The sequence below is a fragment of the Klebsiella sp. CN_Kp113 genome, from assembly GCF_040064585.1.
Lineage (GTDB): Bacteria > Pseudomonadota > Gammaproteobacteria > Enterobacterales > Enterobacteriaceae > Klebsiella > Klebsiella michiganensis.
Genome location: NZ_JBEAID010000025.1, coordinates 1 through 23101 on the forward strand (window position 1 = coordinate 1; position 23101 = coordinate 23101).

21 protein-coding genes and 1 rRNA gene are annotated in these 23101 nt (G+C 53.1%); 12 read left to right on the forward strand and 10 right to left on the reverse strand.

Translation table 11 applies throughout. The features are described from left to right. The first annotated feature begins 102 nt into the window (after positions 1-102). Positions 103-218: ribosomal RNA gene (gene rrf, locus ABLV30_RS17195) — 5S ribosomal RNA — on the forward strand. 112 nt (positions 219-330) lie between these two features. Here the strand turns inward: rrf and mobB are convergent. Beyond that, positions 331-849, reverse strand: coding sequence for a molybdopterin-guanine dinucleotide biosynthesis protein MobB (gene mobB / locus ABLV30_RS17200; RefSeq protein ID WP_032751769.1), 519 nt, complete (start codon positions 847-849; stop codon positions 331-333). Beyond that, the gene (mobA, locus tag ABLV30_RS17205; protein ID WP_025106519.1) at positions 846-1427 is read right to left on the reverse strand and encodes a molybdenum cofactor guanylyltransferase MobA; all 582 of its coding nucleotides are present in this window, start codon (positions 1425-1427) and stop codon (positions 846-848) included. The genes mobB and mobA overlap by 4 nt, the downstream gene beginning before the upstream one ends. 71 nt (positions 1428-1498) lie before the next feature. Here mobA and ABLV30_RS17210 point away from each other — a divergent pair, with 71 nt between their 5' ends. The 3 genes from ABLV30_RS17210 to dsbA all read left to right on the forward strand — a co-directional run bounded on the left by ABLV30_RS17210 (position 1499) and on the right by dsbA (position 3481). Then, a complete protein-coding gene (locus tag ABLV30_RS17210) occupies positions 1499-1768 on the forward strand; it encodes a YihD family protein (protein WP_004855810.1) in 270 nt (89 codons plus the stop codon). A gap of 75 nt (positions 1769-1843) precedes the next feature. Next, entirely contained in the window at positions 1844-2830 is a 987-nt protein-coding gene (locus tag ABLV30_RS17215; protein ID WP_122117840.1) for a serine/threonine protein kinase, read from the forward strand. Positions 2831-2857: 27 nt separating this feature from the next. Next, positions 2858-3481 carry a thiol:disulfide interchange protein DsbA gene (dsbA, locus tag ABLV30_RS17220; RefSeq protein WP_049084532.1) on the forward strand — a complete coding sequence of 208 codons (624 nt, stop codon included), beginning with the start codon at positions 2858-2860 and terminating at the stop codon, positions 3479-3481. A 49-nt stretch (positions 3482-3530) separates the two neighbouring features. On the opposite strand, the gene ABLV30_RS17225 is transcribed toward dsbA, so the two are convergent. Further along, positions 3531-4430, reverse strand: a complete 900-nt coding sequence (locus ABLV30_RS17225) for an acyltransferase (RefSeq protein WP_049103681.1) — start codon at positions 4428-4430, stop codon at positions 3531-3533. Positions 4431-4826: 396 nt separating this feature from the next. On the opposite strand from ABLV30_RS17225, the gene polA reads away from it, so the two are divergent. Then, entirely contained in the window at positions 4827-7616 is a 2790-nt protein-coding gene (polA, locus tag ABLV30_RS17230) for a DNA polymerase I (RefSeq protein ID WP_048263214.1), read from the forward strand. A gap of 349 nt (positions 7617-7965) precedes the next feature. On the opposite strand, the gene yihA is transcribed toward polA, so the two are convergent. Continuing rightward, complete coding sequence (yihA, locus tag ABLV30_RS17235; protein WP_064358694.1) at positions 7966-8598, reverse strand: ribosome biogenesis GTP-binding protein YihA/YsxC; 633 nt, start codon at positions 8596-8598, stop codon at positions 7966-7968. A 583-nt stretch (positions 8599-9181) separates the two neighbouring features. Here yihA and yihI point away from each other — a divergent pair. Next, positions 9182-9688, forward strand: a complete 507-nt coding sequence (gene yihI, locus ABLV30_RS17240; protein ID WP_014227367.1) for a Der GTPase-activating protein YihI — start codon at positions 9182-9184, stop codon at positions 9686-9688. Between the two features lie 188 nt (positions 9689-9876). Continuing rightward, on the forward strand, positions 9877-11250 hold the full coding sequence (gene hemN, locus ABLV30_RS17245; RefSeq protein ID WP_064358695.1) for an oxygen-independent coproporphyrinogen III oxidase: 1374 nt from the start codon (positions 9877-9879) through the stop codon (positions 11248-11250). A 36-nt stretch (positions 11251-11286) separates the two neighbouring features. Here the strand turns inward: hemN and ABLV30_RS17250 are convergent, their stop codons facing one another. From ABLV30_RS17250 to glnA, 4 genes are all read right to left on the reverse strand, one after another. Further along, on the reverse strand, positions 11287-11397 hold the full coding sequence (locus tag ABLV30_RS17250; protein ID WP_004855828.1) for a YshB family small membrane protein: 111 nt from the start codon (positions 11395-11397) through the stop codon (positions 11287-11289). Positions 11398-11508: 111 nt separating this feature from the next. Then, positions 11509-12918: a nitrogen regulation protein NR(I) gene (glnG, locus tag ABLV30_RS17255; RefSeq protein WP_004107350.1), complete on the reverse strand. Its 1410-nt coding sequence runs from the start codon at positions 12916-12918 to the stop codon at positions 11509-11511. Between the two features lie 8 nt (positions 12919-12926). Then, positions 12927-13976 (reverse strand): nitrogen regulation protein NR(II), encoded by a 1050-nt coding sequence (glnL, locus tag ABLV30_RS17260; protein WP_004127098.1) that lies wholly within the window; start codon positions 13974-13976, stop codon positions 12927-12929. Positions 13977-14164: 188 nt separating this feature from the next. Next, on the reverse strand, positions 14165-15574 hold the full coding sequence (gene glnA / locus ABLV30_RS17265) for a glutamate--ammonia ligase (RefSeq protein ID WP_004127100.1): 1410 nt from the start codon (positions 15572-15574) through the stop codon (positions 14165-14167). A 378-nt stretch (positions 15575-15952) separates the two neighbouring features. Here glnA and typA point away from each other — a divergent pair, with 378 nt between their 5' ends. The 5 genes from typA (at position 15953) to fabY (ending at position 20783) form a co-directional block, all read left to right on the forward strand. Then, positions 15953-17776, forward strand: a complete 1824-nt coding sequence (gene typA, locus ABLV30_RS17270; protein ID WP_004127103.1) for a ribosome-dependent GTPase TypA — start codon at positions 15953-15955, stop codon at positions 17774-17776. 133 nt (positions 17777-17909) lie between these two features. Further along, entirely contained in the window at positions 17910-18509 is a 600-nt protein-coding gene (yihX, locus tag ABLV30_RS17275; protein ID WP_004127106.1) for a glucose-1-phosphatase, read from the forward strand. Then, positions 18503-19363, forward strand: a complete 861-nt coding sequence (locus ABLV30_RS17280; protein ID WP_004127107.1) for a virulence factor BrkB family protein — start codon at positions 18503-18505, stop codon at positions 19361-19363. The genes yihX and ABLV30_RS17280 overlap by 7 nt, the downstream gene beginning before the upstream one ends. Further along, on the forward strand, positions 19360-19797 hold the full coding sequence (dtd, locus tag ABLV30_RS17285) for a D-aminoacyl-tRNA deacylase (protein ID WP_186006663.1): 438 nt from the start codon (positions 19360-19362) through the stop codon (positions 19795-19797). The genes ABLV30_RS17280 and dtd overlap by 4 nt, the downstream gene beginning before the upstream one ends. 44 nt (positions 19798-19841) lie before the next feature. Further along, positions 19842-20783: a fatty acid biosynthesis protein FabY gene (gene fabY, locus ABLV30_RS17290; RefSeq protein WP_009652900.1), complete on the forward strand. Its 942-nt coding sequence runs from the start codon at positions 19842-19844 to the stop codon at positions 20781-20783. 17 nt (positions 20784-20800) lie between these two features. Here fabY and ABLV30_RS17295 read toward each other — a convergent pair whose 3' ends face one another. After that, positions 20801-21718, reverse strand: a complete 918-nt coding sequence (locus ABLV30_RS17295) for an alpha/beta hydrolase (RefSeq protein ID WP_348865633.1) — start codon at positions 21716-21718, stop codon at positions 20801-20803. Positions 21719-21914: 196 nt separating this feature from the next. Then, entirely contained in the window at positions 21915-22844 is a 930-nt protein-coding gene (gene fdhE, locus ABLV30_RS17300) for a formate dehydrogenase accessory protein FdhE (RefSeq protein WP_004132861.1), read from the reverse strand. Between the last annotated feature and the right edge of the window lie 257 nt (positions 22845-23101).

A 23101-nucleotide genomic window follows, 5' to 3' on the forward strand; every position in this document is an offset into this window, starting at 1 on the left:
ACCGGTACTAATGAACCGTGAGGCTTAACCTTACAACGCCGAAGATGTTTTGGCGGACTGAGAGATTTTCAATACAGCTTGATACAGATTAAACAGAATTTGCCTGGCGGCGATAGCGCGGTGGTCCCACCTGACCCCATGCCGAACTCAGAAGTGAAACGCCGTAGCGCCGATGGTAGTGTGGGGTCTCCCCATGTGAGAGTAGGGAACTGCCAGGCATCAAACAAGTGAAGAGCCCATCCTGACGGATGGGCTTTTTGCGTTTTTGTCGCCTGAAAATATCAGCAGATGCCTTCAGAAGGCGCGATCATGGCTATATCTCTGCAATAACTATCGGTCCTCGTTAAACCCCGTTAACCACTGCATAATAAAAGCGGCTATTTGCGGGACATCATTTAAATCTAACAATGGAAGCGACGTCTCGACCGGCGTATCGCTGGCTATGGCAATCACGTCATCGTCATAAGCTAATTCTTCAATACTATGTCCGCTGTTTTGCCGAAAAAGCAGGATTTTGGGCACAGCTTCATGCTTAAAACCCTCAACCAGGACTAAATCTAACGTTGATGCATCCATTCGGCTAACCAGCCATTCCAGATCCAGCGGAGGCTCTTCGGGTGTTTCCGTCATTAATGCCCAACGCTGGGAGCTGGCGACAATCGTCTGAGCCGCTCCGGCTTTACGCAGTTCATAGCTGTCTTTACCGGGCTTATCCACGTCCATATCATGATGAGTATGTTTAATTAGCCCTGGCCGTAAGCCTTCCGCGCGCAGTGCCGGAATCAGCGACTTCAGTAGGGTGGTTTTACCTGTACCGCTCCAGGCTGCGATGGCTAAAAGCGGGATCATGATGGCACCTGCATACGTTGCAAATCGTCGAGAGTATTGACGTTAATAAATGCTGATTTTACATCGCTAAAATCGACGCTATGACCGCCAATTTTGCGCAGAAATACCATTACCCGTCTTTCTCCTGCCGCCAGATACGTTTCCAGTTCGCCGATCGCCTCGCGATTCACCAGAGCAATGGCCGGATGGTCACGTTCACCATCGTGTACCCAAACGGCTGGAGAGGATTTTCTCTGCTGTATTAAGCGCGTCGCCAGAAATGATGGGATAAATGGCGTATCACAGGGACAAAACAGAAACCACTCGCCCTCAACCTGATGCATTACGGAAAGCATGCCGGCCAACGGCCCGGGAAAGTCGTTCAGAGAGTCGGTAATAATCGGGTAGCCGCTGCTTCGCCAGCAATCAAGATTGCGGTTAGCGCTAATTACCAGCTTTGTAACCTGCGGCTGCAGCGCATCGGCGACATGACGCCACAGGGCTTTACCTTTCAGCAGCTGTAATCCTTTATCTATTCCTCCCATGCGCGAGCCTCTTCCTCCCGCCAGCACGACGCCGGTTATGACCTTGCCCTGCATATTAATATCGCCTCTTTCATTGTGGGATTGTCCCTGCTAACGTATTCCTATCAAGAGTAAGGAGCATTGCTATGAAATGTAAACGTCTGAATGAAGTCATTGAACTCCTCCAGCCAGCCTGGCAGAAAGAACCCGAGCTGAATTTAATGCAATTTTTGCAAAAACTGGCGAAAGAGGCCGGATACACCGGTGAGTTGAACGATCTCTCCGACGATATTCTGATTTATCATCTGAAGATGCGCGACTCGGCAAAAGAAGCCGTTATTCCCGGGATTCAGAAAGATTATGAAGAAGATTTTAAAACCGCGCTGCTACGCGCTCGCGGCGTGATTAAAGAGTAAAAGGTTGTAAGCGCTGCCGCGGAATCGGCAATGAGATGATATCCTGTATCATTCGTACGATTATCGGATGTCAGGATGCACGATAAGGCTTTCACTTTTCAGACGCTTCACCCGGATACCATCATTGATGGCTTATTTGATCTGGGAATGCGGGTGGACTCCGGTCTCACTCCGCTTAATAGCTATGAGAACCGGGTTTACCAGTTTCAGGACGAAGATCGTCGCCGCTATGTGGTGAAGTTCTATCGTCCTGAGCGCTGGTCCGCCCAGCAGATCCTCGAAGAACATCAGTTTTCCCTCCAGCTCGTGCAGGACGAAGTCCCTGTAGCGGCGCCGTTGTCGTTTAACAACAGTACCCTTCATCAGCATCAGGGATTCTTTTTCGCCGTATTCCCAAGCCTGGGTGGACGTCAGTTTGAGGCGGATAACCTCGATCAGATGGAATGGGTTGGGCGCTACCTTGGCCGTCTGCATCAAACTGGACGCAAACAGCGTTTTGTCGCGCGTCCGGAGATAGGGACGAATGAGTATCTTCTTGAGCCACGCCAGGTCTTTGAGCTTTCCCCGCTGATACCTGCAGGTCTGAAAGAGGCTTTTCTCAGCGCTACCGATGAGCTGATTGATGCGGTAATGGCGCAATGGCACGGACGCGCCAATATTTTACGGTTACACGGTGATTGCCATGCGGGAAACATCCTCTGGCGCGATGGGCCACTGTTTGTTGATTTAGATGATTCACGTAATGGACCTGCTATCCAGGATCTGTGGATGTTGTTGAACGGCGATAAAGCCGAACAACGGATGCAGCTTGAGATGATCATTGAAGCGTATGAAGAGTTCAGCGCTTTCAATACCGATGAAATTGCCCTCATCGAACCTTTACGTGCAATGCGGTTAGTTTATTATCTGGCGTGGTTATTAAGGCGCTGGGAAGATCCCGCTTTTCCTAAAAACTTCCCGTGGTTAACCGGGGAAGATTACTGGCGCGGGCAGACAACAACTTTTCTTGAGCAGGTAAAGGTTCTGCAGGAACCGCCTCTTCAGTTAACGCCAATGTATTAATGTGATATATCCAGGAGAGAATTAATCATGAAAAAAATTTGGCTGGCGCTGGCTGGTATGATTCTGGCTTTCAGTGCATCCGCTGCCCAGATCACCGACGGTAAGCAGTATATTACCCTCGATAAGCCCGTTGCCGGTGAGCCGCAGGTGCTCGAGTTTTTCTCGTTCTACTGCCCGCATTGCTATCAGTTTGAGGAAGTTCTTCATGTATCAGATAACGTGAAGAAAAAGCTGCCTGAAGGCGTCAAAATGACGAAATACCACGTTGAGTTCCTGGGTCCGTTAGGCAAGGATCTGACTCAGGCGTGGGCCGTTGCGATGGCGCTGGGTGTGGAAGATAAAATTACCGTGCCGATGTTTGAAGCGGTACAGAAAAACCAGACCGTCCAGACCGTGGCCGATATCCGTAAGGTCTTCGTTGACGCCGGCGTTAAAGGTGAAGATTACGATGCAGCCTGGAACAGCTTCGTGGTGAAATCCCTGGTGGCTCAGCAAGAGAAAGCCGCCGCTGATTTCCAGCTGCAGGGCGTGCCGGCTATGTACGTTAACGGTAAATACCAGCTTAACCCGCAGGGTATGGATACCAGCAACATGGACGCATTTGTTGCCCAGTATGCCGATGCCGTTAAGCAGCTCGTTGAGAAGAAATAAAAAATAAACGCCGGTTACTGACCGGCGTTTTTCTTTTCTGCGCCCACAATTATTTCTCTGCCTGCTGCATTATTTCCGTTAGCTGCCGATCTTTCTCTTCCCAAAGCCTGTTTAGCCAGCGCTGAAAGCGTCGCTTAAAGTTTTTGTCATTTACATAATCGCCGTGCAGCTCTTCCGTCACAGGTTCAAGACTGACTCTCACCACAATCCGCGTCAATCGGCCGCTCAGCATGTCATAAAACGGCTTTTGGTTGTTTTCCGGATAGCATAACGTGACGTTCAAAAGCTTATCAAACTGCGAGCCGAGCACGCTTAATGCCATGGCAATACCCGCAGCCTTTGGCGATAACAGATTCTGGTAAGGCGAACGGGTCTGCTGTTGCTTTTCTTCCGTGAAACGTGAGCCTTCGACAAAGTTAACAATCGTTGTTGGATGCGCGCGGAATTTCTCGCAGGAGCGGCGAGTGGTTTCAACATCTTTGCCCCGGCGTTCTGGATGGCGGAGTAAATAGCCTCGGGAATAGCGGCGCATAAAAGGCATATCCAGCGCCCAGCAGGCCAGCCCAATAAACGGCACCCAGGCGAGCTGTTGCTTGAGGAAATATTTATTCATCGGGATATGTTTGCGAAACAGCACGCAAAGCACCACGATATCTGCCCAGCTATGGTGGTTGCTGATGAGCAGATACCAGTTTTTCTTATTCAGGCCATCCAGGCCCTGTACATCCCATTTAAGCCAGGGATTAAGAGGCAGCAGCAGAGCCAGCCCTTCACACCAGCAGTACATCATGAAATTGCAAAAAACGGATATCGAGCGCCAGACCGCAGGAATAGGCACAAGAAGTTTAATCAGCCCGGCGACGATGATTGGCACCGAGCAGATTATGGTGACTATGATAGTCAGGGCGATACTCAGCGGGAGCGTTATCGCGGCGAGTAATCTCGACATAGTTAATTTATTCAGAAAGTTAGACTGACAAAGAACGCGTTTAAACGGCGCAAGAGGCTGATTTTACCAGAAAATAGCGTAAATAACGGGTCTTACCAGAACAGAAAAATTTTCGGATCTTATATCCACATGGAACATTGAGTCGCCATGGTGTTATTAAAGCAAATTATGCGTGTATAACTTAATGATAAATATGAAATAATTTGTTTATGGATGATTTAATTAACGATTGTTTGGCTGTCGTTATAAAAATATTCACAAAGTTATCCACAGGATAGCCCATAACGCGATCGAAAGGATCGCAGAATCTTTTCGACGAAATGCGGGAAAAATTCAGGATTTAATGCCCGTCTGTGGCATCCTTTACCGATAATCTGATAAACAGGCACGGAAATTATGGTTCAGATCCCAGAAAACCCTCTCATCCTCGTTGACGGCTCCTCTTACCTTTATCGGGCATATCACGCGTTCCCCCCGCTGACGAATAGCGCTGGTGAACCGACAGGCGCAATGTATGGCGTGCTGAATATGCTGCGAAGCCTGATCCTGCAGTATCAACCGACCCACGCTGTCGTCGTGTTTGATGCCAAGGGGAAGACTTTCCGTGATGAACTGTTTGAGCACTATAAATCTCATCGCCCGCCGATGCCGGACGATCTGCGTGCGCAGATCGAGCCGCTGCATGCCATGGTAAAAGCGATGGGCCTGCCGCTAATGGCTGTTCCTGGCGTAGAAGCCGATGATGTCATCGGTACCCTGGCGCGTGAAGCTGAAAAGGTCGGGCGTCCGGTACTGATTAGCACCGGCGATAAAGATATGGCCCAGCTGGTTACGCCGGGTATTACGCTGATTAACACCATGACCAACACTATCCTTGGCCCCGATGAAGTGGTGACGAAATACGGCGTACCACCGGAGCTGATCATCGATTTTCTGGCCCTGATGGGAGATTCATCGGACAATATTCCAGGCGTACCTGGCGTGGGAGAAAAGACAGCGCAGGCGTTACTGCAGGGGCTGGGTGGCCTTGATACGTTATACGCTGAGCCTGAAAAAATCGCTGGGCTGACCTTCCGCGGCGCAAAAACGATGGCCGCAAAGCTGGAACAGAATAAAGAGGTGGCGTACCTCTCTTATCAGCTGGCGACGATCAAAACGGACGTTGAGCTGGAGCTGGGCTGTGAAGATTTGCTGGTTGCGCAACCCGTCGCTGATGAACTGCTCACGCTGTTTAAAAAATATGAATTCAAACGCTGGATCACCGATGTAGAGTCCGGCAAGTGGATGCAGGCAAAAGGCGCTAAGCCTGCGGCAAAGGCGGTTGTAGCGGTGGCTGACGTGGCCGATGCGGAGGAGGAAACCGCGACGGCGCTCTCTTCTGAAAATTATGTCACGATCCTTGATGAAGAAACGTTGTTGACCTGGGTTGAGAGCCTGAAGAAAGCGCCGCTTTTTGCCTTTGATACCGAAACTGACAGCCTCGATAACGTATCCGCCAATATGGTCGGCTTATCCTTCGCCATTGAGCCTGGCGTTGCGGCCTATGTACCGGTTGCCCATGATTATCTGGATGCACCGGATCAGATCCCGCGCGACCGTGTCCTTGAGCTGCTGAAACCGCTACTGGAAGATGACAAGGTTCTGAAGGTTGGGCAAAACCTCAAATATGACCGCGGTATCCTGGCTAACTACGGCATTGAACTGCGCGGTATTGCCTTTGATACCATGCTGGAATCCTACATTCTTGACAGCGTGGCGGGCCGCCATGATATGGATAGCCTCTCCGATCGCTGGCTGAAGCACAAAACCATTACCTTTGAAGAGATTGCGGGTAAAGGTAAAAACCAGCTCACCTTCAATCAGATCGCGCTGGAAGAAGCGGGCCGCTACGCGGCGGAAGATGCCGATGTCACGCTGCAGCTGCACCTCAAAATGTGGCCTGAACTTCAGCAAAATGAAGGCCCGCTGAAGGTCTTTAAAAATATTGAAATGCCGCTGGTGCCGGTGCTATCCCGCGTAGAGCGTAACGGGGTGAAGATTGATCCGGCCGTGCTGCATGCGCATTCTCAGGAGATAGCCAAACGCCTGATTGAACTGGAGAAGAAGGCGTATGATATCGCGGGTGAGGAGTTTAACCTCTCTTCGCCGAAGCAGCTGCAAACCATCCTGTTTGAAAAACAAGGTATTAAGCCGCTGAAGAAAACCCCGGGCGGCGCGCCGTCTACCTCGGAAGAGGTGCTGGAAGAGCTGGCGCTGGACTATCCGCTGCCGAAAGTCATCCTCGAGTATCGTGGTCTGGCAAAACTCAAATCCACCTATACCGATAAGCTGCCGCTGATGATCAGCCCGAAAACGGGCCGGGTTCACACCTCTTATCACCAGGCGGTTACGGCAACGGGACGTTTGTCGTCTACAGACCCGAACCTGCAGAACATTCCGGTGCGCAACGAAGAAGGGCGGCGTATCCGTCAGGCGTTTATTGCTCCGGAAGATTATCTCATTGTCTCTGCTGACTACTCGCAAATTGAACTGCGCATCATGGCGCATCTTTCCCGCGACAAGGGCCTGCTGACCGCGTTTGCGGAAGGGAAGGATATCCACCGCGCGACGGCGGCAGAGGTCTTTGGTTTGCCGCTGGAGAGCGTCAGCAGCGAACAGCGCCGCAGCGCGAAGGCGATCAACTTCGGCCTGATTTACGGCATGAGCGCATTCGGCCTTGCGCGCCAGCTCAATATTCCACGCAAAGAAGCGCAAAAGTATATGGATCTCTACTTTGAGCGCTATCCGGGCGTGCTGGAGTATATGGAGCGCACCCGCACCCAGGCCAAAGAGCAGGGGTATGTTGAAACGCTTGATGGCCGTCGTCTCTACCTGCCGGACATCAAATCCAGCAACGGCGCGCGCCGCGCCGGTGCCGAGCGTGCGGCGATCAATGCGCCGATGCAGGGAACCGCTGCCGACATTATTAAGCGCGCGATGATCGCCGTAGATAGCTGGTTATTAAGCGAAAAACCGCGCGTGCGGATGATTATGCAGGTACACGATGAACTGGTCTTTGAAGTGCATAAAGACGACCTTGAGGCGGTTGCGAAAAAGATCCACGAACTGATGGAAAGCAGCACGACGCTGGCGGTTCCGCTGCTGGTGGAAGTGGGTAGTGGAGAAAACTGGGATCAAGCGCACTAAGTATTCGGTAAGGAAGGTCATTTCTTGTAAGTGAGTAACATAACTTATCGCATTTTGTGATGATCATTTGAATTTGCTATGTAAAGAGTGAAAAAAAACTACAAAAAATGCTTTATCCGTAACCGAAAGAAGAGTAGAGTTAAAGACGTAGGGTACAGAGGTAAGATGTTCTATCTTTCAGACCTTTTACTTCACGTAATCGGATTTGGCTGAATATTTTAGCCGCCCCGGTCATTTATGACCGGGGCGTTTTTTATTGCGCGAAAGAAAATTTTTTGCGTATCGATGCTGATGAGGCGGGCTACCCGGATAGAGCCTCACGCGCCGCTATCCGGAGAAGTTAGCGAGATTATTTGCCGTCTTCAGAGGCTTCCTGAGGAGGGATATCGTTATACCAGCTATCCAGCTTCTGCCGTAGTTTATCCACGCCCTGCTTCTTCAGGGAAGAAAACGCTTCGACCTGCACATCTCCGTTAAAGGCGGTGACCGCTTCACGAACCATGGCGATCTGCGCTTTTCGCGCGCCGCTGGCCAGCTTATCGGCTTTGGTTAGCAGCACCAGTACCGGGATATCGCTTTCCACCGCCCATTGGATCATCTGCTGATCGAGATCTTTAAGCGGATGACGAATATCCATCAACACAACCAGCCCTTTCAGACAGAGGCGTTTCTCCAGATATTCACCCAGCGCGCGCTGCCACTTGATTTTCATCTCTTCCGGAACCTGGGCATATCCATAGCCCGGCAGGTCGACCAGGCGTTTGCCTTCAGCGACTTCAAACAGGTTAATAAGCTGCGTACGGCCTGGCGTCTTCGAAGTACGCGCGAGGCTTTTCTGGTTAGTCAGCGTGTTCAGCGCGCTGGATTTCCCGGCGTTAGAGCGGCCAGCAAAGGCCACTTCAATACCGGTATCGGCAGGAAGATGGCGGATATCTGGCGCGCTAGTGACAAAATGCGTCAGTTGATAATTCCAGTTGGTCAAGACGGTCGTCTCCGTTAAATCAGGCTTTGACGGGGATTATACCTGAACAACAGAAAAAGGCTGTTTTTACCGCACCTCATCGCTGTAAGTTAAAACCACAGTCTTTGTGAGACATTGGCTATTGGTTATATGAGAAATTCATGAGAAAAGTCTGATTAAAAATAATACAAAGTTATATAAATCATTGCGTTAAAATGAAAGAAAATTCTGAAACTCGTTTTTTTTCTGTACAGTCGGTTGTAGGTTTCCCGCAAACCAGTAAAGTAGCGGTCAAGGGCGAGGATGCTAACAGGATTATGACTCAGGATGAGGAGTCAGGAAGCGCCAGGAGGCGAAGACTACGGATTGTCAGGATGACAAACGTCTGGAGACGTTTTAAAAGGAAATGGATGTAACAGGGATTGTTGGTAGCTAAAGGAAAGACAGGGTGTGTCGTTAGCTAACATGGAAAGTAGAAGCCCATTAAGGGTTATCAGTGCGGAAAAAGGCGACAGAGTAATCTGTCGCCTTTTTTCTTTGCTTGCTTTCTGCTAGATTCCGCCTCAATTCTATACTGAAGAAAACGGCCTGAAGATTACACAACATGAAAAAACCGACATCCGTACCTCGCGGCAAAAAAAATCGCAAAACGCGTGAAGAATTGAACCAGGAAGCCCGCGAGCGCAAGCATCAGAAGAAGCATCGCGGCCACGCGGCAGGAAGTCGTGCGACCGGCGGCGACACCGCTTCAGCAGGTAAAAAACAAGGTCAGCAGCAAGATCCCCGAATTGGCAGTAAAAAACCAATCCCGCTGGGCGTAACTGAGAATGCTCCGGCGATTAAGCAGCATAAACCAAAGAGCGAGAAACCTATGCTTTCACCGCAGGCTGAGCTGGATTTGCTGGAGAACGATGAGCGCCTGGACGCGCTGCTGGAACGTCTGGAAGAGGGCGGTACCCTGAATGCTGAAGAGCAAGCCTGGGTTGACGCTAAGCTGGATCGTATTGATGAGCTGATGCAGCAGTTGGGCCTCTCATACGATGATGACGAAGATGAAGAAGAGGAAGAGCGCAAAGAAGATATGATGCGCCTGCTGAAGGGTGGAAACTAACGTTTGCACCCCATCGGATTCCCGGTCCTGCTTATAACCCTTCTGGTTATATGTTATCTGCTGTGGTTATTCGTTAAACTACGACGGTTGTCGCGGCGTCAGAAATGGCTGCGCAACCGGCTCATTACCCGAGGTGCGGTTGGGCCGGGGCGGCGTACCCGCCGACGGTACCATCGGAAGGAGTGAGCATGTCTGTGCAGTTAATCGACTGGGATCTGGCCCTGATCCAGAAATATAACTATTCCGGGCCGCGTTATACTTCGTATCCCACCGCGCTGGAGTTTTCTCCAGAATTTGGCGCCGCTGAATTTGATGCGGCGGTAGCCCGCTATCCGCAGCGTCCCCTCTCGCTGTACGTGCATATCCCGTTTTGCCATAAACTCTGCTATTTCTGCGGCTGCAACAAAATCGTCACCCGTCAGCAGCATAAGGCCGACCAGTATCTGGATGTGCTTGAGCAGGAGATTATTCATCGCGCGCCGCTTTTTGCTGGCCGCAAAGTTAATCAGCTGCACTGGGGCGGCGGTACGCCAACCTATTTAAACAAGGCGCAAATTAGTCGTCTGATGGGGCTGCTGCGTACCCATTTCAATTTTAACGCGGATGCAGAGATCTCCATTGAGGTTGATCCGCGCGAAATCGAACTCGATGTCCTGGATCATTTACGCCTCGAAGGCTTTAATCGCCTGAGTATGGGCGTGCAGGACTTCAACAAAGAAGTGCAGCGCCTGGTGAACCGCGAGCAGGATGAAGCGTTTATCTTCGCGCTACTCAACCACGCGCGCGATATCGGCTTTACCTCTACCAATATCGACCTGATTTACGGTCTGCCGAAGCAAACGCCGCAGAGCTTCGCGTATACGCTACAGAAAGTGGCGGAGCTCAACCCCGATCGTCTGAGCGTATTCAACTATGCGCATCTGCCAACGCTCTTTGCTGCGCAGCGCAAAATCAAAGACGCCGATCTGCCTTCTGCAGAACAGAAGCTGGACATTCTTCAGGAGACGATTGTTTCGCTGACGGCCGCGGGATATCAGTTTATCGGCATGGACCACTTTGCCCGTCCGGATGATGAGCTGGCGATAGCCCAGCGTGAAGGTATCCTGCATCGTAACTTCCAGGGGTATACCACCCAGGGAGACACCGATCTGCTGGGGATGGGCGTCTCGGCGATCAGCATGATTGGCGATTGCTATGCGCAGAACCAGAAAGAGCTGAAGCAGTATTATCAGCAGGTTGATGAAACCGGAACGGCGCTGTGGCGCGGTATTGCGTTGACGCGCGATGACTGCATTCGTCGCGACGTGATTAAGGCGCTAATTTGTCACTTCCGTCTCGACTTCGCTGCGGTAGAAGCGCAGTGGGATCTTACCTTCGATAGCTACTTTGCCGACGATATGAAATTGCTGGCACCGCTGGCCAAAGATGGGCTGGTGGAGGTGGATGAGAAGGGCATTCAGGTGACGCCGAAAGGCCGGCTGCTGATACGAAATATCTGCATGTGTTTTGATACGTATTTGCGCCAGAAAGCGCGGATGCAGCAGTTTTCCCGCGTGATATAAAGCATACCCCCACTCCAGGAAGGAGCGGGGGTATTATCAGCTAAACAGCCCAACCATCGCCGCGCACAGAACGGCAGCTACCGCCGTCTGCGGCGTATGACCCGCTGCAACACCGCTCGATATAATATTAATAAATGATTCAAGCATGATTTCTCCCCCGTCTTTCCGGGCAAGATCATACTCAACGCATGGCAACAGTAAAGTACAAAATAGCAGCAGTTTGCGCTGGATGACTATTTTTTACTCGCCGCCGCGCTGCTACTCCATTCCCAGCTCTTTTAGCTTACGCGTCAGGGTATTACGACCCCAGCCCAGCAGGCGAGCCGCCTCTTGTTTATGTCCCTGCGTGTGGCGTAACGCGGTGGTCAGCAGCGTGCGCTCCATCTCCGGCTGCGCTTCCGAGAGCAGGTTTTGATGACCGGAACGCAAAGCGCGATCGGCCCATTGCCCCAGCAGCGTGGCCCAGCTATCCGGCAGCATTTGCGTCGGGTTATCCGGTATCGCCGTTTCAAACAGCTCGCTGGGAAGATCCTGCGTCAGAACCTCCTGACCTGCGGCCATTACCGTCAGCCAGCGACAGGTGTTTTCCAGCTGACGTACGTTGCCCGGCCATGCCAGTCGGGTTAACGCCATCTCCGTCTCCGGATGCAGCTGTTTGGCCTCGACGCCCAGCTCACGGGCGGCGATTTGCAGGAAATGTCTCGCCAGTCGCGGGATATCTTCCCGACGCTCGCGCAGCGGCGGCAGATGGACGCGAATCACGTTCAGGCGGTGGAATAAATCCTCGCGGAATTTTCCTTCCTGGACGCGCAGCTCAAGGTTCTGGTGGGTGGCGGCAATAATGCGTACATCCACCTTCACCGGCGCATAGCCCCCCACGCGATAAAACTGGCCATCGGCCAGTACGCGCAGCAGACGTGTCTGTACGTCCAGCGGCATATCGCCGATCTCGTCGAGGAACAGCGTGCCGCCGTCTGCCTGCTCGAAACGCCCCTGGCGCACGGTATTGGCGCCGGTAAAGGCCCCTTTCTCGTGGCCAAACAGTTCTGACTCAATCAGATCTTTCGGAATGGCCGCCATATTTAGCGCGATAAACGGCGCCTTGGCGCGCGGGCTGTGGCGGTGGAGAGCGTGGGCAACCAGCTCTTTACCGGTACCGGACTCGCCGTTGATCAGTACGCTGATTGATGAACGCGACAGGCGGCCGATAATGCGGAAGACGTCCTGCATGGCCGGCGCTTCGCCGATGATATCGGCCGTTGGGCTATTAATCGGCGCATTACGCGGCTGCTGCTGTTCCTGGTAATGGCTAATGGCACGATCAACCAGCGCCACCGCTTCATCGATATCAAACGGTTTCGGCAGATAATCAAAGGCGCCCTGCTGATAGGCGCTGACCGCCGCGTCAAGATCCGAATGCGCCGTCATTATGATGACCGGGAGCATCGGATGGCGCTGTTTAATTTGCTTTAGCAGCGCCAGTCCATCCATTCCCGGCATGCGGATATCAGACAGCAGCACATCCGGGGTTTTGGTCGTGAGGGCATCAAGCACCTCGTTGCCGCTTTCAAACGTTGTACAACTTAAGCCTGCCCCGGTGAGCGCGCGTTCAAGCACCCAACGGATGGAGCTATCGTCGTCAACGATCCATGCTATCCCTCGTTGCATAAACACCTCTACTTCCGAATAGGCAGGTACACCGAGAATTCGGTATGCCCTGGCCAACTGGTAAATTCAATTTTGCCGGAGTGCTGATCGATAAGGCTGCGGGCGATAGACAGCCCGAGTCCGGTGCCGCCTTCGCGTCCGCTCACCATCGGATAAAACAGCGTATCCTGTAAGTGAGACGGTATTCCCGGGCCGTTATCTTCAACGTCGATACGCGCAGCGAGGCGGTAGCGCACGCCGTGCAGGGTTAACTGAAAGGCCGTACGGGTGCGCAGAGTGATTTCGCCGCCCTCCGGTCCCAGAGCCTGCAGCGCATTACGGACGATATTCAGCAGCACCTGTTCAATTTGGTCCGGGTCGTGCGGCAGTTCTGGCAGGCTGGGGTCATAGTCGCGAACCAGCTTGACGTTATCCGGCAGCTCCATCGACACAAGCTTTACCACCCGCTCAGCGACCTTGTGGATGCTTTCTGTTACGTGCATTCCGGGATGCTGTGGTCCCAGCAGACGGTCAACCAGATTTCTTAACCGATCGGCCTGTTCAATAATGACTTTGGTATATTCCATTAGCGCAGGATCGGGCAGCGCTTTGCTCAGCAGCTGTGCCGCGCCGCGCAGACCGCCCAGCGGATTTTTAATCTCGTGGGCCAGGCCACGCACTAAGTCGCGAGCGGCAATCTGCTGTGCGTGCTGTAGCTGCTCCTGGCTCAGACGGCGCTGATTATCCATCGGCGCCATTTCCAGCAGGATATAGCCTTCAGGCAGGCGTTGCGCCGTCAGGGAAAGGATGTGCGAGCGGCCATCAATGACCAGCGTCACTTCGTTATCGGTAAACCCTTGACCCGCAGCGAGGCTCTCCTGCATGAGGCCGATATTCAGCGAGAAATAGCTCAACAGCTCCGGCAGCGGCGTGCCGAATAATTTACGCGAACTTTGCGCCAGCAGCTGCTGCGCCGCCGGGTTCGCGTAATGCACCGCCAGGTCGTCATCGACCAGTAAGATACTGTTGATTAAAGAGTTAAGGATCTGCCCAGCATCGGGCAGTGTGCCTGTTGCCATTCGACAGTCTCCTGAAAATGAGTGCACTATTTTAGTGCAGTATAGCTTTTTATGTATAAAAAGCTCATGAGATCAGCGTGTTGGTGGAGAAAAAAGCCCATCCTGAGATGGGCTGAAAGTTTCCACGGCAACAAAACATCCTTGGTATCCCACGCCACAACACGGAATACCGCGGATTTACAGCAAAATTAGACGCTGTAGTACAGCTCGAACTCAACCGGGTGCGGAGTCATACGTACGCGGTCGTTTTCTTCAATACGCAGGGCGATGTAAGCATCGATAGCGTCGTTGGTGAATACGCCACCGGCGGTCAGGAATTCACGGTCTGCGTCCAGCGCGTTCAGTGCTTCTTCCAGAGAACCTGCAACCTGTGGGATCTCTTTCGCTTCTTCCGGCGGCAGATCGTACAGGTTTTTATCCATGGCTTCGCCCGGATGGATTTTGTTCTTGATACCGTCAAGGCCAGCCATCAGCAGCGCAGCGAAGCACAGGTACGGGTTAGCCGCCGGGTCCGGGAAGCGAACTTCGATACGGCGCGCTTTCGGAGAGGTGACAACCGGAATACGGATAGACGCGGAACGGTTACGGGCAGAGTAAGCCAGCATAACCGGCGCTTCGTAACCCGGGACCAGACGCTTGTAGGAGTTGGTGGTCGGGTTAGCCAGGGCATTAATCGCTTTAGCGTGTTTGATAACGCCGCCGATGTAGTACAGCGCTTGTTCAGACAGGCCTGCGTATTTGTCGCCAGAGAACAGGTTTACGCCGTTCTTGGAGAGGGACATGTGGCAGTGCATACCGGAACCGTTATCGCCAAACATCGGTTTTGGCATGAAGGTCGCGGTTTTGCCGAAACGGTGTGCGACGTTGTGCACAACGTATTTGTAAATCTGAATTTCGTCCGCTTTTTTGGTCATGGTGTTAAAGCGGGTAGCGATTTCGTTCTGACCCGCAGTCGCCACTTCGTGGTGGTGAGCTTCAACAACCAGGCCCATCTCTTCCATGATCATACACATGGTGGAGCGGATATCCTGAGAGGAGTCTACCGGCGGAACCGGGAAGTAACCGCCTTTCACGCCCGGACGGTGGCCTTTGTTGCCGCCTTCGTATTTGGTGGAGGAGTTCCATGCGCCTTCGATATCATCGATAGCAACGTGGGAACCGGAGATGGACGCACCAAAACGGATGTCGTCGAACAGGAAGAATTCTGGTTCTGGCCCGAACAGTACGGTGTCAGCCAGGCCGGTAGAGCGCAGATACTCTTCAGCGCGCTTAGCAATGGAGCGCGGGTCACGGTCATAGCCCTGCAGCGTGCCGGGTTCCAGGATGTCGCAGCGGATGATCAGCGTCGGTTCTTCATAGAACGGATCGATCAGCGCGGTGGTTGCATCCGGCATCAGGACCATGTCGGATTCGTTAATACCTTTCCAGCCGCCAATCGAGGAGCCATCAAACATTTTGCCTTCTTCGAAGAATTCGGCATTTACCTGATGAGAAGGAATAGTAACGTGCTGTTCTTTACCTTTGGTATCGGTGAAGCGCAGATCGACAAACTTCACTTCATGCTCGTTCAGCATCGTCAAAACGTGTTCAGCGGACATACTTAAACTCTCCCGGATTGGTCATTGTCGTCGTGGAAACGAAAACTTTTTAACTACGAAAAGTGGCGTTGTTGCCTTAAAAAATATAAAGCGAAATCTGTGCCAACTTTTAAATTGCCCCCAAAAGGCGTTATCATGCACATCATCGTGCAAAAGGGCTGCACCAAAATGAATGCATTGCACCAATATAGTGCATTTGTGTGAACATTGGGCACTTATTTGGTGCAATTGACCTTTAATAACCCTTTTAACGCTCCGTGAAAGCGATCACAAAGAATCTCTGCAATACTTGTTTGCGGAGGATGTTTGTGATCCTGTTTTGTACTGCGATTAATCCGTGTACAATAACGCGCTATTTCTAATGCCTGAGGCAAAGTTGTGATCGAAAATTTGCGTAATATCGCCATCATCGCGCACGTTGACCATGGTAAAACTACCCTGGTTGATAAGCTGCTACAGCAATCCGGTACGTTCGACGCGCGTGCCGAAACTCAAGAGCGAGTGATGGACTCCAACGATTTGGAGAAAGAGCGCGGGATTACCATCCTGGCTAAAAACACCGCTATCAAATGGAATGACTACCGTATCAACATCGTTGATACCCCAGGGCACGCCGACTTCGGTGGTGAAGTTGAACGTGTCATGTCCATGGTTGATTCCGTTCTGTTGGTCGTTGATGCAATGGATGGTCCGATGCCGCAAACGCGCTTCGTGACCAAAAAAGCCTTTGCTCATGGCCTGAAGCCAATTGTTGTTATCAACAAAGTTGACCGTCCGGGCGCGCGTCCTGACTGGGTTGTCGATCAGGTATTCGACCTGTTCGTTAACCTCGACGCTACCGACGAGCAGCTGGACTTCCCTATCGTTTACGCTTCTGCGCTGAACGGTATCGCGGGTCTGGATCACGAAGATATGGCTGAAGACATGACGCCGCTGTATCAAACCATCGTCGATCGCGTACCGGCGCCGAACGTTGACCTTGATGGCCCGCTGCAGATGCAAATCTCCCAGCTGGACTACAACAACTACGTTGGCGTCATCGGCATCGGCCGCATCAAGCGCGGTAAAGTGAAGCCGAACCAGCAGGTCACTATCATTGATAGCGAAGGCAAAACCCGTAACGGTAAAGTCGGTAAAGTTCTGACCCATCTGGGCCTTGAGCGTATCGAGAGCGACGTCGCAGAAGCTGGCGATATTATCGCGATCACCGGTCTGGGCGAACTGAACATCTCTGACACCATCTGCGATACGCAGAATGTTGAAGCGCTGCCGGCGCTGTCCGTTGATGAGCCGACCGTCTCTATGTTCTTCTGCGTTAACACCTCGCCGTTCTGTGGTAAAGAAGGTAAGTACGTTACCTCTCGTCAGATCCTTGACCGCCTGAACAAAGAGCTGGTACATAACGTCGCGCTGCGCGTTGAAGAAACGCCGGATGCAGACGCATTCCGCGTTTCTGGCCGTGGTGAACTGCACCTGTCCGTTCTTATCGAGAACATGCGTCGTGAAGGTTTCGAAATGGCGGTTTCCCGTCCGAAAGTTATCTTCCGCGAAATCGATGGCCGTAAGCAAGAGCCGTTCGAAAACGTCACGCTGGACGTTGAAGAGCAGCACCAGGGTTCTGTGATGCAGGCGCTGGGTGAGCGTAAAGGCGATCTGAAAAACATGAATCCAGATGGCAAAGGCCGCGTACGCCTCGACTACGTGATCCCAAGCCGTGGTCTGATCGGCTTCCGTTCAGAATTCATGACCATGACCTCCGGTACCGGTCTGCTGTACTCCACCTTCAGCCACTACGACGACGTTCGTGCGGGTGATGTGGGTCAGCGTCAGAACGGTGTTCTGATCTCCAACGGCCAGGGTAAAGCGGTTGCGTTCGCACTGTTCAGCCTGCAGGATCGCGGTAAGCTGTTCCTGGGCCACGGCGCAGAAGTTTACGAAGGCCAGATTATCGGTATTCACAGTCGTTCTAACGACCTGACGGTAAACTGCCTGACCGGTAAGAAACTGACCAACATGCGTGCGTCCGGTACTGACGAAGCAACGGTTCTGGTTCCGCCGGTTAAGATGACCCTGGAGCAGGCTCTGGAGTTCATCGATGACGACGAACTGGTAGAAGTCACCCCGACTTCTGTCCGTATCCGTAAACGTCACCTGACCGAGAACGACCGTAAACGCGCGATGCGCGGTGCGAAAGAAGATTAATTAACGCTTCTTTCTGCTATCTGAACCCTGCCTCAATGGCAGGGTTTCTTTTTTGTACAAAGCCCTGCCGCCCGTAGTCAAACTCCCCCTTTCCCGCTACAGTTAATTTTCCACGGTGCAAAAGGAGAGGACCATGCTCTATATCTTTGATTTAGGTAATGTGATTGTCGATATTGACTTCAACCGGGTGCTCGGGACGTGGAGTGATTTAACGCGCATTCCCCTTGCGACGCTGCAGCAGCATTTCACCATGGGCGAAGCGTTCCACCAGCATGAGCGCGGTGAAATCAGCGACGAAGATTTTGCGGCGGCGATGTGCCATGAAATGAACATGTCGCTAAGCTACGAGCAGTTCTCCCACGGCTGGCAGGCGGTTTTCGTTGCCCTGCGCCCGGAGGTTATCGCGATTATGCAAAAATTACGCGAGCAGGGGCATCGCGTTGTGGTTCTGTCCAACACGAACCGTTTGCATACGACTTTCTGGCCGGATGAGTACCCTGAGATACGCGCCGTTGCTGATCATATCTATCTTTCTCAAGAGATGGGGATGCGTAAACCGGAAGCGCGGATCTATCAGAGCGTCCTCGACGCTGAAGGTTTCGCTGCTGACGATACGGTCTTCTTCGATGATAACGCGGACAATATCGCCGGGGCTAACCAGCTGGGCATAACCAGTATTCTGGTGACCGGGAAGGAAACCATCCCCAACTACTTTGCTAAACAGCTATGCTAAAAACCGTTCATCAAAAAACAACGCGCCATCTGCGGCCGCTGGTCGCCTGGCTAAAGCTGTTATGGCGGCGTATTGATGAAGATAATATGACGACCCTGGCAGGCAATCTTGCCTACGTGTCGTTACTCTCCCTTGTGCCGCTGATTGCCGTCGTGTTCGCGCTGTTCGCGGCATTTCCGATGTTTTCTGATGTCAGTATTCAGATTCGCCACTTTATTTTCGCCAATTTCATTCCGGCAACCGGAGATGTCATTCAGGGCTATATTGAGCAGTTTGTCGCCAACTCCAGCCGGATGACCGCCGTGGGCGCTTTCGGCCTGATTGTGACATCGCTGCTGCTGATGTATTCGATTGATAGCGCGTTGAACACCATCTGGCGCAGTACCCGAACCCGGCCCAAAACCTACTCCTTTGCGGTTTATTGGATGATCCTTACCCTGGGGCCGCTGCTGGCGGGGGCCAGCCTGGCGATCAGCTCCTATCTCCTGTCGTTACGCTGGGCCAGCGACCTGAATAGCGTGATTGACGATGTGCTGCGTATTTTTCCGCTCATTTTATCCTGGGTAGCATTCTGGCTGCTTTACAGCATTGTGCCGACGGCCGAGGTGCGTAACCGCGATGCGATAATCGGTTCCCTGGTCGCGGCGCTGCTCTTTGAGGCGGGTAAGAAAGCTTTTGCTTTATATATCACCGCTTTCCCGTCATATCAGCTGATTTATGGCGTGCTTGCCGTGGTGCCTATTTTGTTTGTCTGGGTGTACTGGACGTGGTGTATCGTCTTGCTTGGCGCTGAAATTACTGTCACTCTCGGTGAATACCGCAAACTGAAAAAAGAAGAAACAGAACAATCATGATTGCATTAATTCAACGCGTATCCCGAGCTAGCGTTACCGTGGAGGGTGAAGTGACGGGCGAAATCGGCCCCGGGCTTCTGGTGCTGTTAGGCGTCGAGAGAGACGATGATGAGCAAAAGGCGAACCGCCTGTGCGAGCGCGTGCTGGGATACCGTATTTTTAGCGATGCTGAAGGCAAAATGAATCTGAACGTGCAGCAGGCTGGCGGCAGCGTGCTGGTGGTTTCGCAGTTTACGCTGGCAGCCGATACCGAACGCGGGATGCGTCCTGGTTTTTCGAAAGGGGCTGCACCGGATAAAGCGGAAGCGCTGTACGAGTATTTCGTTGAGCGCTGCCGCCAGCAGCAAATGCATACGCAGACCGGGAGATTTGCTGCCGATATGCAAGTTTCTCTGGTGAATGATGGTCCCGTGACCTTTTGGTTGCAGGTATGAGCCAGCTTCCGGGCAGGCTGCGGGTAACAAAAGAGAGTACAGCTATGTATCACCTTCGTGTACCGCAAACAGAAGAAGAGTTAGAGAGCTACTACCAGTTCCGCTGGGAGATGCTGCGTAAGCCGCTGCATCAGCCAAAAGGGTCCGAGCGCGATGCGTGGGATGCGATGGCGCACCATCAAATGGTGGTCGATGAAGAGGGCAATCTGGTTGCCGTCGGGCGGCTGTATGTGAATGCGGAAAACGAAGCTTCTATCCGTTTTATGGCCGTCCATCCGTCAGTACAGGATAAAGGGCTGGGAACCCTGATGGCGATGACGCTGGAGTCCGTCGCCCGTCAGGAAGGCGTTAAGCGCGTGACCTGTAGCGCCCGCGAAGATGCAGTGGAGTTCTTCGCTAAGCTCGGTTTTGTGAACCAGGGCGAAATCACGACGCCGACGACCACGCCGATCCGTCATTTTCTGATGATTAAGCCGATAGCCTCGCTGGACGATATTTTACATCGCGGCGACTGGTGCGCTCAGCTGCAGCAGGCCTGGTATCAGCACATCCCTCTCAGCGAGAAAATGGGCGTGCGCATTCAGCAGTATACCGGGCAAAAGTTTATCACCACCATGCCGGAAGCCGGTAACCAGAACCCGCACCATACGCTGTTCGCCGGCAGCCTGTTTTCTCAGGCAACGTTAACCGGCTGGGGGCTTATCTGGCTGATGCTGCGCGAGCGGCATCTTGGTGGCACAATTATTCTTGCCGATGCGCATATCCGCTACAGCCAGCCTATTAGCGGACGCCCCAGCGCCGTTGCCGATCTTGGCTCGTTAAGCGGCGATCTTGACCGGCTGGCGCGAGGCCGCAAAGCGCGCGTTCAGCTGCAGGTTGAGCTATTTGGCGACGAGCGGCTGGGCGCGGTTTTTGAGGGTATCTATATTGTTCTTCCCGCGAAACCGTTCGGCCCCTATGAAGAGGGCGGTAACGAAGAGGAGTAGTCTCCCTTTACGCTTAACTATCGGCCTGGTGTTTTAACCCGCCAGGCGATATCTCTCATCGCGCTGCCTGCCGCCGGGCTGATGCCGCCCAGCTGAAAGAAGCCGTGAATCACCCCGAGATAACGCTGACAGGTGCAGTCAACGCCCTGCTCAAGCAGGCGCTGGTAAAGCGCTTCGCCTTCATCACGCAGAGGGTCGTATTCCGCAGTCAGAATATGCACCGGCGGTAAGCCGTGAAAGTCTTTACGCCACAGCGGGCTGGCTTCCGGATGGTGGAGCGCCGTCGCGGAAAGGTACATTTCATAGCCGCTGAGCAGGGTATCTTCGGTGATGATGTAATCTTTACCGTTATCGATATAGCTCTTCATGCTGGCGGTGGCGTCCTGCATCGGGTAAATCAAAACCAGCTGCGCGGGTTGCCAGGCCTGTGCTGTTTTGAGCCGCAGGGCGGTCACTAATACCAGGTGTCCCCCGGCGCTGTCGCCAGCCAGCGTAATACGGGAAGCGTCGATGCCTAACTGCTCCGCGCGGCGGTGAATAATCAGCGCGCCTCTCTCCGCATCGTCATGGGCGGCAGGGAAAGTATGCTCCGGCGCCAGCCGGTATTGCACGGCGATAACGCGGCAGCCGCTGTGGTATGCCAGCTGGCGGAGCTGATGGTCATGCGTGGCGAAACCGCCGCTGATAAAGCAGCCACCGTGGAAATAGATAATGGCAGGCAGTGCGCCGGAAGCGTTAAGGGGAGAGACAACGCGAAATGCCATGCCGTCGAGCTCGATATCTTCTACCTGAACGCGCTTTTCCTGTTCCCCAGCCAGTACCGTACTGGCGAGATAGCCGCGTCTCCGGTCATCAATATTCTGTTCGCGCGATGAGGGGCGGCCCGCATCGATAAATTCCCGCACCAGCTCTGCGATACCCTTTTCAAGCGCCATTTTTCATTCCCTTAAGCTGTTTGGATATACAGTGTTATAGCCTGATTGTGAGCAAAAGAAAACCGGGGATTTTCGTCGGGAAGTGATTCTGGAAAGCGGCTCGCAAAACCAAAGATTTTGCCGGCATACCGGGAGTGTTTACGCCATTATCAATGGTGAGCCGGGCAGCAGGCGCCGCCCGACATGATGCCTGCCGTTATTCCCCTTCGCCAGGGAACAGGAACGGGTTGATGGAGCTGCGGGCGAAGCCCTCTTGTTCCATCCGTGCGTCCAGTACCAGCGAGGCGAGGTCGTCGGCTACGGCCTCCACTTTTGGGTCTTTTTCCTGATAGAGAATCTTCAGGTAGGTACCGCAGTCGCCGCAGGTTTCGGCTTTAATCGCCGACTGCTCGTTATCCAGTGACCAGTAGTGCAGATCGCGCGTCTGTTCGCAGTTGCTGCACTTCACGCGCACCACGTGCCATTCGGTTTCGCACAGGTTGCAGTGCAGATAGCGCAGGCCCTGTGTGGTACCAATTTGCACCATGCTGGAGACCGGCATCGAGCCGCAAACCGGGCAGAACTGACGCTGTTCACCATATTCAGCGCGGGCCTTTCCGGGGATCAGGCTGGCCATCTGCGCCCAATAGAGCGAAAGCGCGGCCCAGATAAACGGAGCTTTATCGCTGCTGACAGAGGCAAAATCGGACGCAAACAGCGCGCTTGCCATCAGTTCCAGCTCCTGCTCGGAGGCTTTTTCCAGATTCTCGATGACCGCCAGCGCCGGGCCGCTCATCTCCGGCTTCAGTTCGGCAATCAGCGAATGCAGCAGCTTGTGCCAGTGCTTATCGCGCGGCAAAACGTGGATATCCAGCGGCGGTTTACCCTGGTCGTTCGCTTCTTTGATGCGCGCGGTGAGATCCATCTGCAGCGGATGGTCGTACAGCACCACTTCCTGCGCGTGGGCGATAAGCGCGGCAAAGCGCAGGTAATCACCCAGCGGGTTATTTTCAGCCAGTTCGCGCAGGCGTTCGGCGCGACGGTTATATAAATTTTTGAGCCGGGGAAACAACAACGGCGGGATCATATCCGTCGCGCGTTTCTCGCTCTTTTCCAGCTCATCTTGCGGGATGATACGAATGCTCATTCAGTCACTTCCTGGTTTCAGCAGATTCGGCGATGGTCGCGTCCGCTCTGCGATTTGGCGGGCATCATGCGCCCGCTCTGGTGATGTCATTAATGATAACCGCAATCGGCATACGGGATATAGCCACGACATCGCAATGTGTGCGCTACGATACCTGATATCGATACCCCCGACTATGCACCGTTAGGATTAGCTGCCCTGCGCCATGGCTTGAGCGAAACGGGAAACGTGCCGCTCCCGCCTGCGGCGCACTCTGG

What these genes read in the sequence shown, in the direction of transcription:
- ABLV30_RS17295 (WP_348865633.1), bottom strand. Translation starts at nt 21,718, where the DNA reads ATGGCGCTTGAAAAGGGTATCGCAGAGCTGGTGCGGGAATTTATCGAT.
- dtd (WP_186006663.1), top strand. Translation starts at nt 19,360, where the DNA reads ATGATTGCATTAATTCAACGCGTATCCCGAGCTAGCGTTACCGTGGAG.
- fdhE (WP_004132861.1), bottom strand. Translation starts at nt 22,844, where the DNA reads ATGAGCATTCGTATCATCCCGCAAGATGAGCTGGAAAAGAGCGAGAAA.
- yihI (WP_014227367.1), top strand. Translation starts at nt 9,182, where the DNA reads ATGAAAAAACCGACATCCGTACCTCGCGGCAAAAAAAATCGCAAAACG.
- ABLV30_RS17225 (WP_049103681.1), bottom strand. Translation starts at nt 4,430, where the DNA reads ATGTCGAGATTACTCGCCGCGATAACGCTCCCGCTGAGTATCGCCCTG.
- glnA (WP_004127100.1), bottom strand. Translation starts at nt 15,574, where the DNA reads ATGTCCGCTGAACACGTTTTGACGATGCTGAACGAGCATGAAGTGAAG.
- mobB (WP_032751769.1), bottom strand. Translation starts at nt 849, where the DNA reads ATGATCCCGCTTTTAGCCATCGCAGCCTGGAGCGGTACAGGTAAAACC.
- glnL (WP_004127098.1), bottom strand. Translation starts at nt 13,976, where the DNA reads ATGGCAACAGGCACACTGCCCGATGCTGGGCAGATCCTTAACTCTTTA.
- ABLV30_RS17250 (WP_004855828.1), bottom strand. Translation starts at nt 11,397, where the DNA reads ATGCTTGAATCATTTATTAATATTATATCGAGCGGTGTTGCAGCGGGT.
- polA (WP_048263214.1), top strand. Translation starts at nt 4,827, where the DNA reads ATGGTTCAGATCCCAGAAAACCCTCTCATCCTCGTTGACGGCTCCTCT.
- ABLV30_RS17280 (WP_004127107.1), top strand. Translation starts at nt 18,503, where the DNA reads ATGCTAAAAACCGTTCATCAAAAAACAACGCGCCATCTGCGGCCGCTG.
- yihX (WP_004127106.1), top strand. Translation starts at nt 17,910, where the DNA reads ATGCTCTATATCTTTGATTTAGGTAATGTGATTGTCGATATTGACTTC.
- ABLV30_RS17215 (WP_122117840.1), top strand. Translation starts at nt 1,844, where the DNA reads ATGCACGATAAGGCTTTCACTTTTCAGACGCTTCACCCGGATACCATC.
- ABLV30_RS17210 (WP_004855810.1), top strand. Translation starts at nt 1,499, where the DNA reads ATGAAATGTAAACGTCTGAATGAAGTCATTGAACTCCTCCAGCCAGCC.
- hemN (WP_064358695.1), top strand. Translation starts at nt 9,877, where the DNA reads ATGTCTGTGCAGTTAATCGACTGGGATCTGGCCCTGATCCAGAAATAT.
- glnG (WP_004107350.1), bottom strand. Translation starts at nt 12,918, where the DNA reads ATGCAACGAGGGATAGCATGGATCGTTGACGACGATAGCTCCATCCGT.
- dsbA (WP_049084532.1), top strand. Translation starts at nt 2,858, where the DNA reads ATGAAAAAAATTTGGCTGGCGCTGGCTGGTATGATTCTGGCTTTCAGT.
- fabY (WP_009652900.1), top strand. Translation starts at nt 19,842, where the DNA reads ATGTATCACCTTCGTGTACCGCAAACAGAAGAAGAGTTAGAGAGCTAC.
- mobA (WP_025106519.1), bottom strand. Translation starts at nt 1,427, where the DNA reads ATGCAGGGCAAGGTCATAACCGGCGTCGTGCTGGCGGGAGGAAGAGGC.